This is a genomic window from Pseudomonas sp. PB106, assembly GCF_009764645.1.
GTDB lineage: Bacteria > Pseudomonadota > Gammaproteobacteria > Pseudomonadales > Pseudomonadaceae > Aquipseudomonas.
This window is the reverse complement of sequence record NZ_RWIM01000120.1, coordinates 21,352-35,788: the sequence shown is the minus strand read 5'-3', so window position 1 is coordinate 35,788 and position 14,437 is coordinate 21,352. Positions and strand designations below refer to the sequence as shown.

Below are 14,437 nucleotides of genomic sequence, written 5' to 3'. Positions count from 1 at the left end.
TGATCTTGATCTTAAAAAACAGGATCAAAAGATCGCAGCCTTCGGCAGCTCCTACATGGGGTTGTGTTGTTAGCGAATACTATCGAGAACCCCATGCCTCAACCGCGTCCCTTCAAAGTTGCACTCAACGGCTACGGCCGGATTGGTCGTTGCGTCTTGCGTGCGTTGTTTGAGCGAGGCGAGAAAGCCGGGTTTGAAATTGTCGCAATCAACGATCTGGCGGACATGGCCAGCATCGAATACCTGACACGCTTCGACTCCACCCACGGCCGCTTCCCCGGCGAAGTGCGAGTAGACGGCGATTGTCTGCATATTAATGGCGACTGCGTGAAGGTCCTGCGCAGTGCCACCCCCGAAGGCATCGATTGGGCGTCACTGGGCGTCGATCTGGTGCTCGAATGCTCCGGTGCCTACAACACCCGTGAAGACGGCCAGCGCTTTCTCGACGCCGGTGCGCCACGCGTGTTGTTCTCGCAGCCGATGGCCAGCGAGGCGGATGTCGACGCGACCATCGTCTACGGCGTCAATCAGGATTGCCTGACTGGCGACGAACTGCTGGTGTCCAACGCCTCCTGCACCACCAACTGCGGCGTGCCGCTGTTGCGCTTGCTCGACAAGGCGATCGGCCTCGATTACGTGTCGATCACCACGATTCACTCGGCGATGAACGACCAGCCAGTGATTGACGCCTATCACCACGAAGACCTGCGCCGCACCCGTTCGGCGTTCCAGTCTGTGATCCCGGTGTCCACCGGTCTGGCGCGTGGCATCGAGCGCCTGCTGCCGGAACTTGCCGGACGAATTCAGGCCAAAGCCGTACGCGTGCCGACGGTCAATGTGTCCTGCCTCGACATCACGATGCAGACCGCCACAGCGACCGACGCCAACGAGATCAACCGGATCCTGCGCGAAGCCGCCACCAGCGGCCCGCTCAAAGGCCTGCTGGCTTACACCGAGTTGCCGCACGCCAGCTGTGATTTCAACCATGACCCACATTCGGCCATCGTCGATGCCAGTCAGACCCGTGTTTCCGGCCCCAAACTGGTGAACATCCTGGCCTGGTTCGACAACGAATGGGGTTTTGCCAACCGAATGCTGGACGTTGCAGAACACTATCTGCAAACAGCAACTTCAAAAAAACCGTAGGAAGTGCGACCCATGACCGTGTTGAAGATGTCCGACCTCGATCTGCAAGGTAAGCGCGTATTGATCCGCGAAGACCTCAACGTCCCAGTCAAGGACGGTGTTGTCACCAGCGATGCGCGTATCCTGGCTTCGCTGCCGACCATCAAGCTGGCCCTGGAAAAAGGTGCGGCCGTGATGGTCTGCTCGCACCTTGGCCGTCCGACCGAAGGCGAATTCTCTGCCGAGAACAGCCTCAAGCCTGTCGCTGACTACCTGAGCAAGGCTCTGGGCCGCGAAGTGCCGCTGGTGGCCGATTATCTGGTCGGCGTTGACGTTAAGGCCGGCGACATCGTGCTGTTCGAAAACGTGCGCTTCAACAAGGGCGAGAAAAAGAACGCTGACGAACTGGCCCAGCAATACGCAGCCTTGTGCGACGTATTCGTGATGGACGCGTTCGGCACCGCTCACCGTGCCGAAGGTTCGACCCACGGCGTGGCCAAGTTCGCCAAGGTCGCTGCCGCTGGCCCGCTGCTGGCCGCTGAACTGGACGCGCTGGGCAAAGCCCTCGGCGCACCGGCTCAGCCAATGGCTGCGATCGTTGCCGGCTCCAAGGTCTCGACCAAACTCGACGTGCTGAACAGCCTGAGCCAGATCTGCGATCAACTGATCGTCGGCGGCGGCATCGCCAACACCTTCCTCGCGGCGGCCGGTCACCCGGTTGGCAAATCCCTGTACGAGCCAGACCTGCTCGACACCGCGCGTGCCATCGCTGCCAAAGTCAGCGTGCCGCTGCCGGTTGACGTCGTGGTTGCCAAAGAATTCGCCGAAACCGCCGAAGCCACCGTCAAGCTGATCGCTGACGTCGCGGCTGACGACATGATTCTGGACATCGGCCCGCAAACCGCGGCCAACTTCGCTGAACTGCTGAAGTCGTCGAAAACCATTCTGTGGAACGGCCCGGTCGGCGTGTTCGAGTTCGACCAGTTCGGCAACGGCACCAAAGTGTTGGCTCAGGCTATTGCTGAAAGCTCGGCGTTCTCCATTGCTGGCGGTGGCGATACCCTGGCTGCGATCGATAAATATGGCGTGGCTGAGCAAATCTCCTACATTTCCACCGGTGGTGGCGCGTTCCTCGAATTCGTCGAGGGCAAAGTGCTGCCAGCCGTTGAAGTCCTGGAAAGCCGGGCCAAGGCCTGAGGCCGCCCGTTTGGCCAGGCAAAGGAGTGTTTACATGGTCAAGTCGTTAGCGCTGTTGTTGCTGACCGGTACGCTGGCGGCCTGCGGGAGTAACCCGAAGGCCGAAGCGACGCCGGCGCCGAGCGAGTCGCAGAAGGGCTGTTATCAGGCCGACTGGCAGGCCGAAACCAACCCGGTGCTGAACAAGCGCTCGGGACCGGACGGCCTGGAGAAATACGAGACGCAAACCCCGGCCAAGGAACATGGTTGTCCTTGACGGGTCTGACTCTTTAACTCAGGGCTGGCGGCATGCGCCGTCAGTCGAGGAACACGGATGAAAGGCTTGATCGCCATTGCGGCGTTGGCATTGTTAGGTGGTTGTGCGCAGTTCAACCTGTTTCAGTCGTCGGCTCCGGCGGATAACTGGACGACCTGGACCTGCGACAGCCAGGCCAAAGTGCTGTGGCGTTACGCCGATGCCGGCCAGAAGGAGGTCGACGTTCGACTGGGTGGCGGCGATCAGGTCTATCGCCTGAAAGAAGAGCCGGGCGCCTCGGGCACGCTGTACAGCGACGGCATGCTGGCGTTTCACGTCAAAGGTGAAGAAGGCCTGGTGTACTGGGTCGCCACCAATGACCTGATCGGCCGCGGCTGCAAAGCTGAATAACACAGAATTTGCTTTATCGAATCACCAGAGCGGGCCTCAACCCCCGATCTGCAATCACTTGAATAGCCGCCGCCGCTCCGGCAGGCTGGCACGATTAACGACCCTAAACCGGGAGAGACACACACAATGGCACTTATCAGCATGCGCCAGATGTTGGACCACGCGGCCGAATTCGGCTACGGCGTTCCAGCTTTCAACGTCAACAACCTTGAGCAGATGCGCGCCATCATGGAAGCCGCTGACAAGACTGACTCCCCGGTGATCGTTCAGGCTTCGGCCGGCGCTCGCAAATACGCCGGCGCGCCATTCCTGCGTCACTTGATCCTGGCCGCAATCGAAGAATTCCCGCACATCCCGGTGTGCATGCACCAGGACCACGGCACCAGCCCTGACGTCTGCCAGCGCTCGATTCAACTGGGCTTCAGCTCGGTGATGATGGACGGTTCCCTCGGCGAGGACGGCAAGACCCCGACCGACTACGACTACAACGTCCGTGTTACCCAACAAACCGTGGCCATGGCTCACGCTTGCGGCGTCTCGGTAGAAGGCGAGCTGGGCTGCCTGGGTTCGCTGGAAACCGGCATGGCCGGTGAAGAAGATGGCATCGGCGCTGAAGGCGTTCTCGATCACAGCCAGATGCTGACCGACCCGGAAGAAGCCGCTGACTTCGTCAAACGCACTCAGGTCGATGCCCTGGCCATCGCTATCGGCACCAGCCACGGCGCCTACAAGTTCACCAAGCCACCTACCGGTGACGTGCTGGCGATCGACCGTATCAAGGAAATCCACAAACGCATCCCGAACACTCACCTGGTGATGCACGGCTCTTCTTCGGTTCCGCAAGAGTGGCTGGCGATCATCAACCAGTACGGCGGCGACATCAAAGAAACCTACGGCGTACCGGTTGAAGAAATCGTTGAAGGCATCAAGTACGGCGTACGCAAAGTCAACATCGACACCGACCTGCGTCTGGCATCCACCGGTGCGATGCGTCGCCTGATGGCCACCAACCCGAGCGAATTCGATCCGCGTAAATTCTTCGGCGCGACTGTGACGGCAATGCGTGATGTCTGCATCGCGCGTTACGAAGCGTTCGGCACTGCTGGTAATGCTTCGAAGATCAAGCCGATTTCGCTGGAAGCGATGTATCAGTGTTATCTGAAGGGTGAGTTGAACGCTAAGGTTAACTAAGCCTGGGTGTTAAACGGTGCGTCAAAGAAACCCGCTTTAGGCGGGTTTCTTTTTTTGAGAAATTGAATTGTCTCCTAAACTCTAGAAAGTCCAAGCTCGCCTTCCCCCCAAGTACCGTTTTGGAAGGTGACTCGTCGTGTCCCAGTCAAATGTGCATAGTCATTGTTGTTGGTTTTAAGAAACCAGTTTTCAAAGGGCAGTTGTGTGTTCGTGGCGCCAGCCAAGCTAATATTAACGTTTGTCGCAGGGCCGACGTTGTTTTCGAATTTATAGTTGCCAGTGGCCGTATAAATATCTGATCCTTTATATACAACGCCATTCAATATTCCGGTCATGTCGTCAGAGCTGTTGATGTGCAGATGGAAGGTGCCGTCAACGCCGCCCCCGAAATAAACACCGTTGATATTCGCCATGATCTTTTCCTTTTTCTTTTCAGTTGCTAGGGCTAACCGAGTTTGCGCGTGGCTGACTTAACTCATTTATGGTTGTTTCTGTCAGGCTCGCAAATAGTCAGGTGCGTGCAGTTGATTGTGTGTGTATCACTTTTTGTTGTTTCGTAAGTGAGGTTAGGCCGGTGTGGACGGTTCGTCACCTGTAAGAGTTGACAGGTATTGATATGCTTTTGCTATATGACTTAATCGGATCTTGAATATGAAAGCGCGGCTGAGCGAATTTAAAAAGTAAGCGACGAAAATGGATGTCGACACTGATCTATGCCTTGATCACCACCAGACCCCAAGCAGATTGAGCCAGCTTTAACAGGCGCGCCGAGAGGGATTTTATAGAAAGACATTGGGTTTCGATCTTTGGGAAATTCAATCGAGACAATTAACGCTGGGGTCAAAGAGTAATTTTAGTTCTTGTGCATTGTTTTGTCGTGGAGTGTTGGTTTGCGGAAAAGTATTGAAAAGAGTTTTGCGATGTTTGCTCTTGATGAGGGCCGGCTCATTGGTTAGTGTTGCGTACGGGCTGATGAGTGACGCCCGCTACTAAGCTTTATATAAATTATCCAAGGAGTTTCATCATGGAAGAACAAGTTTTTGCAAATGCATCTTTAAAATCTGTTCAGGGCGAGCAGGAAGTTATTAATTCTCACGGCCCTCAACCCTTCACCTTGAGTGTTGGTCAACGTATCAAGTACAACGCAGAGAAAGGCGCGCCGATTCAGATTCTGGTGAGCGTCGAAGGGATCTACCATGGCATCGAAGAAGGCGGCCTGATGCTGCAATTCGCCGGTACGGATGACTATAAGGTCTTTCCGCTAGAGGCGCTGAAAGACTACGTGATTCCGACCATCAATCCGAAGTAAAAAACAAGAAACCCGCCGAGAGGCGGGTTTCTTGTTTTGGCTACGTTACATCGGCGTAAATTGAATATTGTCGATTAACACCGAGTAAGTAAGCGGGTTCGAAGGTGCCGGTGCAGGGGCCACGACTTGAGTGTTGTCCATGATGACAAAGGTCGAAACGTTCGCTGATGGGAACGTCAACTGTTGCGGTTTCTTCGGGCTGATGGCCAGTACTGCTTGGCCCACTTCAACTTTTGCGTCGTTATAAAAATGCACGGTGCAACTGGTTTGGCAGAGGTACCAGAAACTGATAGCAGTGCAATTGGCCAACTTGTTCAGTTTGGGCTGATACAGGGAAAAGCCCACCGAGGCCGGGGCCGCGATGGTGGGTATGTAGTTCAGGCAGAACACTTTCCCTTCAATTTTTCCTGGAAAGCCGCCGGTGTCGGCCCAGAACTCCCGTGCGTTGCGGATGCCGCCCCAGTTGGGGCTGGTATAGAGAATGGAGACGTTGTTTTTAGTCACTGTTCTCCAATCGGTTAGAAAGAGCGGCGGGATGTCGCTTTCGAAGTCTTCGGTGACGACCGAAGCCACCGTAAAACTCCAGGACACAGAGCCAGCAGGCGCGGTGACGGCCGCGTTACTGGCGTCTTCAGTCAGCTTCACCGTGGTTGCTCCAGCAGCAAGGCCGGTCAGGTCTACCGACCATTTGCCCGTAGCACCGACCGTTACACTTTGTACCGAGGGCGGGCTGGCGACGCCATTGACGGTCACCTCCACCAGCAGCGACACGCCCGGAAATCCTGCCCCGCTTAGCGTGATGCTTGTGCCTGAGGCGGTGCCGCCACTGGCCACAGTGTTTTTAAGGCTGTCGGTAACGGACTGTATCGTCGGTGCGAGAGGGCTGGGCATGTGGACGTCCTGGTCGGCTGCTTGACTGGCGGTTAGTGTTCCTCATTGGAGAAGCATAAAGAGTCGGCTATCAAAAATGACCTGTAATAACTGACAGTTCTTTATTCTTTTTATATCCAGTTCAACGACGTCGATATAAGCAGAACGCGTTATTTGTCGTGATCAATATCCAGCTTGGTAAATGTCACCTGCCCACCTTCACTCGTGTAACCGGTGTTGTCCTGCACATAAACCCCGGCCTTGAAGTACAACGGCTTGTTCCTCCAGGTCGCGCTGATCTGTGAGTCCCACTGATAACCCGCCGCACTCACACCGAGGGCGCCGCCAGGGCTGAGGTGGATGAGGTAATTGAATTCGCGATCCAGTTTGATCCCGGTGGCAAGGGTGATCACGCGGCTTTCATCGTCATCGGGGTGCATGCGCACTTTGATCACCAGGTTGCCGGTCTCGGTTTTGGTTTTGTACTGGTATTCGAGTTTGACCATGGGCTTCTGGCTTTCATAAGCGTGGATCTGGCCGATGACGATCTTGCCGGAGCTTGGCACTTTGTTGACCGTGACGGTCGCGCGCAGCAGGTTGTCAGCGTCCGGGTAATACCAGTTACGCAGCGTGCCGTTGCTGTAGGTTTCACGCAGTTCGGTGCGCGGGTAGATGGCGTTTTCGGTTTTTGACCCGGTAACCGGTGACCAGAAGAACAAGGTGCCGGTGTCGGAATGGAAGTACTGATCCTTGAAGCCATTCACCAATTTTGCGGTTTCGACGGTGTACGGCGGACTGCCGACGGGAACGCTGAGGTTCCAGGTTGCGAGATCGATCATGTCGGTTCTTCCACTCGATTCATCCTGAACGCGGGTGCCAGAAGCTCTAGCCCGCGCCTTTTGGGGCGGCCTTTATAAGCGTAGAGGTGTTTTTTGTTAACGCCCGTTTGGCAGATGATTGGCGTCAACATCCTGTCGAAATGCCATCTTTCCCGGTTTCCGGGGGCTACAGCGGCGACCGTTAGTCGGCTAAACGAGACTTTGGTTAAATGATGGCCTGATGACAGCTATTGCTTTGGTCGATCCCGGACTAGAGTGAACGCTCAGCATGTGTACGGTTTTGCCCGGAAACCGGCCTGAAGTCCCGACAAGAGAAGCAGCATGGAATGCGCGCAACCACAGCCAGGTGAAGGCAGCTCTGTCCTTTTAATCGTGGATGATTACCCTGAAAACCTGATCAGCATGCGCGCATTGTTGCAGCGCCAGGACTGGCAGGTCATTACCGCTGCCTCTGGTTTTGAGGCACTCAGTCTGTTGCTCGAACACGACGTCGATCTGGTGCTGCTGGATGTGCAGATGCCGGGCATGGACGGCTTCGAAGTCGCGCGGCTGATGCGCGGTAGCCAGCGTACGCGGCTCACACCGATTATTTTTCTCACCGCCAACGAGCAGTCGCAGGATGCCGTGATCAAGGGCTATGCCAGTGGTGCGGTGGATTACCTGTTCAAGCCGTTCGATCCGCAGATTCTCAAGCCCAAGGTTCAGGCGTTGCTGGAGCACCAGCGTAATCGCCGCGCTTTGCAACGGTTGAGTCATGATCTGGAAGTGGCGCGAGCGTTCAATGCCTCGGTGCTGGATAACGCCGCTGAGGGGATTCTGGTGTTGGGCGAAGACGGCGTGATTCGTTTTGCCAATCCGGCGATTTCACGGCTGCTGAATGCGCCGGTGAAGGAGTTGGAGGGGAAGGAGTTCCTCGACTATCTGCAGAAACCCCACATTCCGGTGTGGGCCGATTCCGAGTTCTATGCCAGTTACAAACGTGGCGAAACCTTGCGCCTGCACGATGCGCTGCTGCGCACGGCGCCGGGGCAGCAGGTGCCGGTGGCCTTGTCCTGCGCGACGTTACCCGCCGAACAACATGCGATGGTGGTGACCGTGCTGGACATGTCGGTCGTGCGCCATCTGCATCAGCAATTGGAATTTCAAGCGGTCACTGATCCTCTGACGGGCTTGCTCAATCGCCGGGGCTTCTACCAGACCGTGGAAAACCTGCTGCTGCGCGGCGAACGCAGCGACAGCAGTTGGGTGCTGCTGTATCTGGATCTGGACGGCTTCAAACGGGTCAACGACTCGCTGGGCCATGATGCTGGCGACCGCGTGTTGCGCTGGGTCTCCGAGCAATTGAAAGCCTGTCTGCGGCCATTCGACATTCTCGCGCGCATGGGCGGCGATGAATTTACCGCGTTGCTGGATCTGGAATTTCCCGAACAAGCGGCGAAAATATCCGAGAAGCTCATCGAGCGCGTATCGATCTGTCAGCAGATCGAAGGGCTGGATATCGCCCTTGGCGCCAGTATTGGCATCGCCACCTTTCCCGATTGCGGTTCGAACCTCGACGGCCTGCTGCGCGCTTCTGACATCGCCATGTACGAAGCCAAGCGCGCGGGTCGCCAGCAATATCGCTTCTACGATCATGAAATGAATGGTCGCGCCCGTTCGCGCTTGATGCTGGAAGAAAGCGTGCGCACCGCCATCGAAAACCGCGATTTCAATCTGGTCTACCAGCCGCAAGTGGCCATCGATACCGGGCAGATCCGAGGGTTTGAAGCACTGCTGCGTTGGCAGCACCCGAGCGTCGGCGACGTTCCGCCAGGCCTGTTTTTGCCATTGCTGGAAGAGGCGCGGTTGATCAGTCGTCTCGGCAGCTGGATTTATCATCGCGGCGCCGGTCAGCGCAAAGCCTGGGAAACCTTGTTCGCCGACGATCTGGTGCTCGCCGTGAGCCTGAGCAACACCCAGTTCGGCCTGCCGAATCTGGTCACCGAATTGCGCCAGGTCATGGAGCGCCATGCCTTGCAGCCACGGCAGCTGGAGGTTGAAGTCACCGAAGAAGCGCTGATGCAGAACCCTGATGAAACCCGCAAGCAGCTTCGTCTGTTGCGCAATCTCGGGGTGCGAGTGGCGCTCGATGATTTCGGCTCCGGGCCTTGCTCGCTGGCGCATCTGCGCGATCTGGAACTGGACACGCTCAAGCTTGATCGCCACCTCATCGCCCGATTGCCGGACTCGGCACGCGACGCTTCGCTGGTGAGCACGGTAATCAACCTGTGTAAGCAATACGGTTTGCTGGTGATTGCCGAGGGTGTCGAAACCATCGAGCAATACCAATGGCTGCAGGCCCACGGTTGCGAATACGTGCAAGGCTTCCTCGTCGCCCGGCCATTGATCGCTGAAGACGCGGCAAGCTTCACCGAGCCCTTCGACTGGAGCGCGCTGCCCGGTTGAATTCGCTACACTGGCGCACCTTTTTTCGAACTGTGTCGCCCGTCCATGACTGTGTTGAAGTACCTCCAGGCCTATCCCGCGCAATTGCAGGATCAGGTGCGCCAACTGATCGCCGAAGGGCGCTTGGGCGATTACCTGAGCCAGCGTTATCCGGGGCGGCACGATGTGCAGAGTGACAAGGCGTTGTACAGCTACGCGCTGGATTTGAAGCAGGAATACCTGCGCAATGCTCCGGCCATCGACAAGGTGCTGTTCGACAACCGCCTCGACCTGACCCACCGCGCGCTCGGCCTGCACACCACGGTGTCGCGGGTGCAGGGTGGCAAGCTCAAGGCCAAGAAAGAGATTCGTATCGCCTCGCTGTTCAAGGACGCGGCGCCGGACTTTCTGAAAATGATCGTCGTGCACGAACTGGCGCACTTCAAAGAGTCGGATCACAACAAGGCGTTCTATAAATTGTGTGAACACATGCTGCCGGGGTATCACCAGATCGAGTTCGATCTGCGGGTGTACCTGACCTGGCGGGACATGCAGGCTTAACCGTACGCAACCAGGAAGGTGGGGATGGACGTCAGCAAGACCAAAAGCAGTTTCTATCGCCGTTTGTACGTGGCGTATTTGATCGACAGCGGTCTGGCGCCGAGTGTGCCGGCGTTGACCGAAGTCACCGGCATGCCCCGGCGCACCGCGCAGGACACGATTGCGGCGTTGGCCGATCTGGATATCGTCTGCGAATTCGAGCAGGAAGAGGGCGCACGGAACCATGCCGGGCGCTATCGGATTCGGGAGTGGGGAGCGATTGATCGCGGGTGGATCGAGCGCAATCTGCGGCAGATCAAGGCAGTGCTTGAATACCCTTGATTCTTGCAGTCATCGAGCTGACGCCATCGCTGGCAAGCCAGCTCCCACATTTTGACCGCATTCACCCGATCTAATGTGGGAGCGAGCTTGCTCGCGAAGGGGCACTTAAGAGCGACGCATCCCGATATGCGGAATGTCATCCTCGAGATATTCCTCACCCGCCACGACAAACCCGTACTTGCCGTAGTACCCCTGCAAATGCGCCTGCGCCGACAGATAGATCGGCACTTGCGGCCAATGCTTCTCCGCCTGTTTCAACGCCTGCTCCATCATTTCGTGGCCCAGCCCTTTGCCGCGCCCTTGCGGTGCGGTAATCACTCGACCAATCACCACGTCGCCGCCCTGGGATTCCGGATCGAGCAAGCGCAAGTAAGCCATCAGCTGATCATCTTCCCAGCCCATCAGGTGATAGGTATCGCCTTCCAGATCCTGGCCGTCGAGGTCCGGGTAGGCGCATTTCTGTTCGACCACGAACACGTCTGACCGAAGTTTCAGCAGCGCGTACAGCTGTTCTTTGCCCAGATCGCTGTGATGTTTGCAGATCCACTCGACTGTCATTTTCCGATTCCTTGTACGTGTCGCCCGATACTAAGCGTCCTCGCCATTGCTGTCTGCATGGCGTAAGAGTCTGTGACAAAGATCAAAATGCCATCATTCCTTTCTCGCGCGGGTGACTTCTTTGTGTAATCTGCAGGAGAGCACGGTGCCTTGGCGTCATTGAGCTAAGGTTAGTGCCTGGGTTTTGCCGGTAAGGGGCCTTGGGGTTTTGACTGAAAACATGCTGGGCAACTCGCCCGCTAAGGATTTTCAAGCATGCCGCGACTGCATCGAGCCTTTGCTTTGATCGGATTGCTCTTGCTGGCTCAGACCGCTGCAGCGGAGAAGCTGCGGCTGGTGTTTGATATCTGGCCACCCTTTACCGATGACACGCTGGTCAACGGCGGTCTGGCCACCGACATTGTCAGCAATGCGCTGGCTCGGGCCGGTTATGCCAGCGGTTACGAACAGGTGCCGTGGGCGCGGGCGCTGCTTGGCGTGGGCGAGGGGCGTTACGACGTGCTGGTCAACGCCTGGTACAACGACGAGCGGACGAAACTCGGGCAGTTTTCCGGGGAGTACCTGCTTAATCGCATCCGCTTTCTCAAGCGCAAAGACACCCCTCTCGACTATTCCAATCTGCAGCAACTGCATACTTATCCGATTGCCGTGGTGCGCGGCTATGCCTATTCGGCGCCGTTCGATGCCGACACCGCGTTGCAGAAAGTCCCTGTGCACAACTTCGCCATGGCCGTGCGCATGCTCGCGGCGGACCGGGTCAAGTTGACGCTGGAGGATGAGTATGTGGCGAAGTATTACCTGGCGCGGGAATCAGCCAGGGTGCGCAATTCGGTGGAATTTTTGCCCAAGCCGTTGAGTGAGAACAGCCTGCATATTCTGGTGAGCCTGAAGAATCCGCAGCATGAGCAGATTGTCGCGGGGTTTGACAAGGCGATTGCGGCGATGAAGGCGGATGGGAGTTATGACAAGTTGTTGAGGCAGCATGGGATGTGAGTTTCTGATCCCAGAGTTGTGTTGGTGCTGATGGCTTCATCGCTGGCAAGTCGAATCGTCGCACCGCAGCTCCCACAGGGTTCGCGGTGTATACAAATCCTGTGGGAGCTGGCTTGCCAGCGATGGGGCCAGTCCGGCCACCTCAAACTTCAGCGGTGTCCTTGATCAGATGCGCCGCCAACGTCCGCAACGGCCCCAACTGCCGGCAGATCAACGCCAATTGCGTCTGCACCAACCGCTGCCCCTCATCGATCTCATCGGCCATCTGCTCCAGCTCATTGGCCAGCGCTTCTTCTTCGTCACTCTGAATCGCCACCGGCTGCTTGTTCGCCAGACCTTGGGCGATTTCATCGATGCTGGTCGCCAGTTTTGCCCCAGCGCCATCAATCAAATGCTCGCGCACATCGGCCGGCAGCTGGGTTTCGCGATGCGCACCCAGCCCTGACAGATAACTCAACAACGTGTGCGACAGCACCAGAAAGCGGAAACCGACATCCGCTTCCTTACGGAAGTGCCCCGGCTCCATGAGCATGTTCGCCAGCGTCGTCGACAGCGCGGCATCGGCGTTGTGCGCGTTGCGTCGGGCCAGCCGATAGGCGAGGTCGTCGCTTTTGCCGGCGGCGTATTGCTGCATGATCTGACGCAGGTAGATGCTGTTGCAGGTCAGGGTGTTGGCCAGCACTTTGTTCAGGCGTCGACCCTGCCAGTCCGGCAGGAACAGGAACACCGTCAGGCCGGCAATCAAACTGCCGAGCAGGGTATCGAACAGCCGAGGCAGGAACAGCCCGTAACCGTCGCCAACCTGGTTGAAGCAGAACAGCACCATGATGGTGATCGCGGCGGTGGCAAGGGTGTAACGGGTGGTGCGGTTGGTAAAGAACACGACACCGGCGGCGATGGCGAAACACGACTGCACCAGCGGGCTCGGGAACAGATCGAACAGCGCCCACGCCACGGTCAGGCCGATGGCGGTGCCGAAAATCCGCTGACCGAGTTTGCGTCGGGTGGCGCCGTAGTTTGGCTGGCAGACGAACAGCGTGGTGAGGATGATCCAGTAGCCTTGCGACGGGTGAATCAAATGCACCATGCCGTAGCCGATACTCAGCGCCAATGGCAGGCGCAGGGCATGGCGGAACAGCAGAGAAGTCGGCGTCAGTTGCGTGCGCAGGCGAATCCAGACGTCCTTGAGGTTGCGCGGCGAACGGTCGAGCAGGCTGCTGTCGGTCGCGTCGGCCAAGGCGTCGGGGTTGCTCGCGTCGCTGAGCAACCGGTCGAGCGTGCCGAGGTTAGCCGCCAGTGCGCGCAGCGAACGCAAGAGTCCACGCCAGGCCGGGTTGCTCTGGATACGCAGGTGTTCGAGGGAGGCGTCGAGGTCACTCAGGGCTTCGGCGAAACTCGCGTCGTAAATGAACGGCTGGCGCATCTGGATCGATTCGGCCAATGCGCGGCAGGCCTTGCCTTGCTGGCGCAACAGGCGCTGGCAACGGAACAGCACGTCGCTGTGGAAGAACGCATCGGCGAGGGCGTTGTACGGATAGTGCGAGGAACTGGCGCGCTCGTGGATGTCTTGAGCGAGGAAATACAGCTTCAGGTAACGGCTGACTTTCGAACCGGGGCGACCGTTGCCGACGCGGTGCAGAATGATTTCCTTGGCACTGTTCAACGCAGCGACCACGCGGCCGTTTTGCTGCGCCAGTTCCAGGCGCCGGGCTTCGACGTCCAGCTGGCGGATCGGCTCGAACAGCGAGGCTTTCAGCTTCAGATAGAAACCCAGTTCGCGGAACAACCGCGCCAGGCTTTGCTGCACTGGCTGATTGGAAAACAGCGCTTGCCACAGCACCGAGAGCAAGCCGTACCACGCTGCACCCGCGACCAGCAGCATCGGTTCGTGCCAGAAATCAGTGACCGCGCCGCCGCGCTGATCGACACCGATCATCGTGTACACCGACAGAATCAACGTCGCCGAGGCAATCGCCCCATAACGCTCGCCGAGCGCACCGAGCATGGTCAGGCCGAAACTGGCCAGCGCCAGGGCAATGGCAAACACGATGGGGTAGGGGAAGAGCAATTCCACCGACAGCGCGGCGATGCTGAAACACACCAGCGTCACGGCGAGGGCGTTGAGGCGGCCTTGCCAACTGTCGTCGGTTTCCGCCAAAGCGCTGGCGATAATCCCCAGGAACAACGGGATCAGCAGGGCCATTTCATCCTGATACCAGCACAGCGCCATGCTGCCGGTCAGGGCGATGAATACCCGCACGCTGTAGCTGAATTTATCCAGCGCCCACAGGCGCCGCAAAGACTGACGAAACGAGGTCGAGGACATGAAGTGCGAAGGCCTTCCGAGGCGATGCCGCTAAATTGAGCCAGTAATGACGCCGACGCAATGGCGCCGAGCACATC

The 14,437-nt window shown here is 57.7% G+C and carries 15 protein-coding genes; 10 read left to right on the top strand and 5 right to left on the bottom strand.

What is annotated here, in order from left to right; genetic code table 11:
• Positions 1-93 precede the first annotated feature (93 nt).
• From epd to fba, 5 genes are all read left to right on the top strand, one after another.
• The gene (gene epd, locus EJA71_RS16400; RefSeq protein ID WP_158958477.1) at positions 94-1,146 is read left to right on the top strand and encodes an erythrose-4-phosphate dehydrogenase; all 1,053 of its coding nucleotides are present in this window, start codon (positions 94-96) and stop codon (positions 1,144-1,146) included.
• 12 nt (positions 1,147-1,158) lie between these two features.
• Positions 1,159-2,322: a phosphoglycerate kinase gene (locus EJA71_RS16395; RefSeq protein ID WP_158958475.1), complete on the top strand. Its 1,164-nt coding sequence runs from the start codon at positions 1,159-1,161 to the stop codon at positions 2,320-2,322.
• A 34-nt stretch (positions 2,323-2,356) separates the two neighbouring features.
• Entirely contained in the window at positions 2,357-2,578 is a 222-nt protein-coding gene (locus EJA71_RS16390) for a hypothetical protein (protein WP_064119176.1), read from the top strand.
• A gap of 57 nt (positions 2,579-2,635) precedes the next feature.
• Positions 2,636-2,968 (top strand): MliC family protein, encoded by a 333-nt coding sequence (locus tag EJA71_RS16385; RefSeq protein WP_158958473.1) that lies wholly within the window; start codon positions 2,636-2,638, stop codon positions 2,966-2,968.
• A gap of 126 nt (positions 2,969-3,094) precedes the next feature.
• The gene (gene fba / locus EJA71_RS16380) at positions 3,095-4,159 is read left to right on the top strand and encodes a class II fructose-bisphosphate aldolase (protein WP_158958471.1); all 1,065 of its coding nucleotides are present in this window, start codon (positions 3,095-3,097) and stop codon (positions 4,157-4,159) included.
• A 74-nt stretch (positions 4,160-4,233) separates the two neighbouring features.
• Here the strand turns inward: fba and EJA71_RS16375 are convergent, their stop codons facing one another.
• On the bottom strand, positions 4,234-4,572 hold the full coding sequence (locus EJA71_RS16375) for a hypothetical protein (RefSeq protein WP_158958469.1): 339 nt from the start codon (positions 4,570-4,572) through the stop codon (positions 4,234-4,236).
• Between the two features lie 611 nt (positions 4,573-5,183).
• On the opposite strand from EJA71_RS16375, the gene EJA71_RS16370 reads away from it, so the two are divergent.
• Entirely contained in the window at positions 5,184-5,468 is a 285-nt protein-coding gene (locus EJA71_RS16370; RefSeq protein ID WP_158958468.1) for a hypothetical protein, read from the top strand.
• 45 nt (positions 5,469-5,513) lie between these two features.
• Here EJA71_RS16370 and EJA71_RS16365 read toward each other — a convergent pair whose 3' ends face one another.
• A complete protein-coding gene (locus EJA71_RS16365; protein ID WP_158958466.1) occupies positions 5,514-6,359 on the bottom strand; it encodes a hypothetical protein in 846 nt (281 codons plus the stop codon).
• Positions 6,360-6,508: 149 nt separating this feature from the next.
• Positions 6,509-7,177, bottom strand: coding sequence for a polysaccharide lyase family 7 protein (locus tag EJA71_RS16360; RefSeq protein WP_158958464.1), 669 nt, complete (start codon positions 7,175-7,177; stop codon positions 6,509-6,511).
• A gap of 321 nt (positions 7,178-7,498) precedes the next feature.
• Here EJA71_RS16360 and EJA71_RS16355 point away from each other — a divergent pair, with 321 nt between their 5' ends.
• The 3 genes from EJA71_RS16355 to EJA71_RS16345 are packed head-to-tail and all read left to right on the top strand — an operon-like array spanning position 7,499 to position 10,483.
• Positions 7,499-9,622: a bifunctional diguanylate cyclase/phosphodiesterase gene (locus tag EJA71_RS16355; RefSeq protein ID WP_158958462.1), complete on the top strand. Its 2,124-nt coding sequence runs from the start codon at positions 7,499-7,501 to the stop codon at positions 9,620-9,622.
• A 45-nt stretch (positions 9,623-9,667) separates the two neighbouring features.
• Complete coding sequence (locus EJA71_RS16350; protein WP_158958460.1) at positions 9,668-10,162, top strand: M48 family metallopeptidase; 495 nt, start codon at positions 9,668-9,670, stop codon at positions 10,160-10,162.
• 24 nt (positions 10,163-10,186) lie between these two features.
• Complete coding sequence (locus tag EJA71_RS16345; RefSeq protein WP_003229005.1) at positions 10,187-10,483, top strand: helix-turn-helix domain-containing protein; 297 nt, start codon at positions 10,187-10,189, stop codon at positions 10,481-10,483.
• A gap of 105 nt (positions 10,484-10,588) precedes the next feature.
• Here the strand turns inward: EJA71_RS16345 and EJA71_RS16340 are convergent, their stop codons facing one another.
• Positions 10,589-11,041: a GNAT family N-acetyltransferase gene (locus EJA71_RS16340; protein ID WP_158958458.1), complete on the bottom strand. Its 453-nt coding sequence runs from the start codon at positions 11,039-11,041 to the stop codon at positions 10,589-10,591.
• Between the two features lie 255 nt (positions 11,042-11,296).
• On the opposite strand from EJA71_RS16340, the gene EJA71_RS16335 reads away from it, so the two are divergent.
• Positions 11,297-12,034 (top strand): ABC transporter substrate-binding protein, encoded by a 738-nt coding sequence (locus tag EJA71_RS16335; protein WP_158958456.1) that lies wholly within the window; start codon positions 11,297-11,299, stop codon positions 12,032-12,034.
• Positions 12,035-12,176: 142 nt separating this feature from the next.
• On the opposite strand, the gene yccS is transcribed toward EJA71_RS16335, so the two are convergent.
• Positions 12,177-14,360 carry a YccS family putative transporter gene (gene yccS / locus EJA71_RS16330; RefSeq protein ID WP_158958454.1) on the bottom strand — a complete coding sequence of 728 codons (2,184 nt, stop codon included), beginning with the start codon at positions 14,358-14,360 and terminating at the stop codon, positions 12,177-12,179.
• Positions 14,361-14,437 lie beyond the last annotated feature (77 nt).

Bases quoted from the DNA above. Each gene is read 5' to 3' on its own strand.
- EJA71_RS16345 (WP_003229005.1), top strand. From the start codon at position 10,187: ATGGACGTCAGCAAGACCAAAAGCAGTTTCTATCGCCGTTTGTACGTG.
- EJA71_RS16340 (WP_158958458.1), bottom strand. From the start codon at position 11,041: ATGACAGTCGAGTGGATCTGCAAACATCACAGCGATCTGGGCAAAGAA.
- epd (WP_158958477.1), top strand. From the start codon at position 94: ATGCCTCAACCGCGTCCCTTCAAAGTTGCACTCAACGGCTACGGCCGG.
- EJA71_RS16365 (WP_158958466.1), bottom strand. From the start codon at position 6,359: ATGCCCAGCCCTCTCGCACCGACGATACAGTCCGTTACCGACAGCCTT.
- EJA71_RS16335 (WP_158958456.1), top strand. From the start codon at position 11,297: ATGCCGCGACTGCATCGAGCCTTTGCTTTGATCGGATTGCTCTTGCTG.
- EJA71_RS16375 (WP_158958469.1), bottom strand. From the start codon at position 4,572: ATGGCGAATATCAACGGTGTTTATTTCGGGGGCGGCGTTGACGGCACC.
- EJA71_RS16350 (WP_158958460.1), top strand. From the start codon at position 9,668: ATGACTGTGTTGAAGTACCTCCAGGCCTATCCCGCGCAATTGCAGGAT.
- EJA71_RS16355 (WP_158958462.1), top strand. From the start codon at position 7,499: ATGGAATGCGCGCAACCACAGCCAGGTGAAGGCAGCTCTGTCCTTTTA.
- fba (WP_158958471.1), top strand. From the start codon at position 3,095: ATGGCACTTATCAGCATGCGCCAGATGTTGGACCACGCGGCCGAATTC.
- EJA71_RS16395 (WP_158958475.1), top strand. From the start codon at position 1,159: ATGACCGTGTTGAAGATGTCCGACCTCGATCTGCAAGGTAAGCGCGTA.
- EJA71_RS16360 (WP_158958464.1), bottom strand. From the start codon at position 7,177: ATGATCGATCTCGCAACCTGGAACCTCAGCGTTCCCGTCGGCAGTCCG.
- EJA71_RS16370 (WP_158958468.1), top strand. From the start codon at position 5,184: ATGGAAGAACAAGTTTTTGCAAATGCATCTTTAAAATCTGTTCAGGGC.
- EJA71_RS16385 (WP_158958473.1), top strand. From the start codon at position 2,636: ATGAAAGGCTTGATCGCCATTGCGGCGTTGGCATTGTTAGGTGGTTGT.
- EJA71_RS16390 (WP_064119176.1), top strand. From the start codon at position 2,357: ATGGTCAAGTCGTTAGCGCTGTTGTTGCTGACCGGTACGCTGGCGGCC.
- yccS (WP_158958454.1), bottom strand. From the start codon at position 14,360: ATGTCCTCGACCTCGTTTCGTCAGTCTTTGCGGCGCCTGTGGGCGCTG.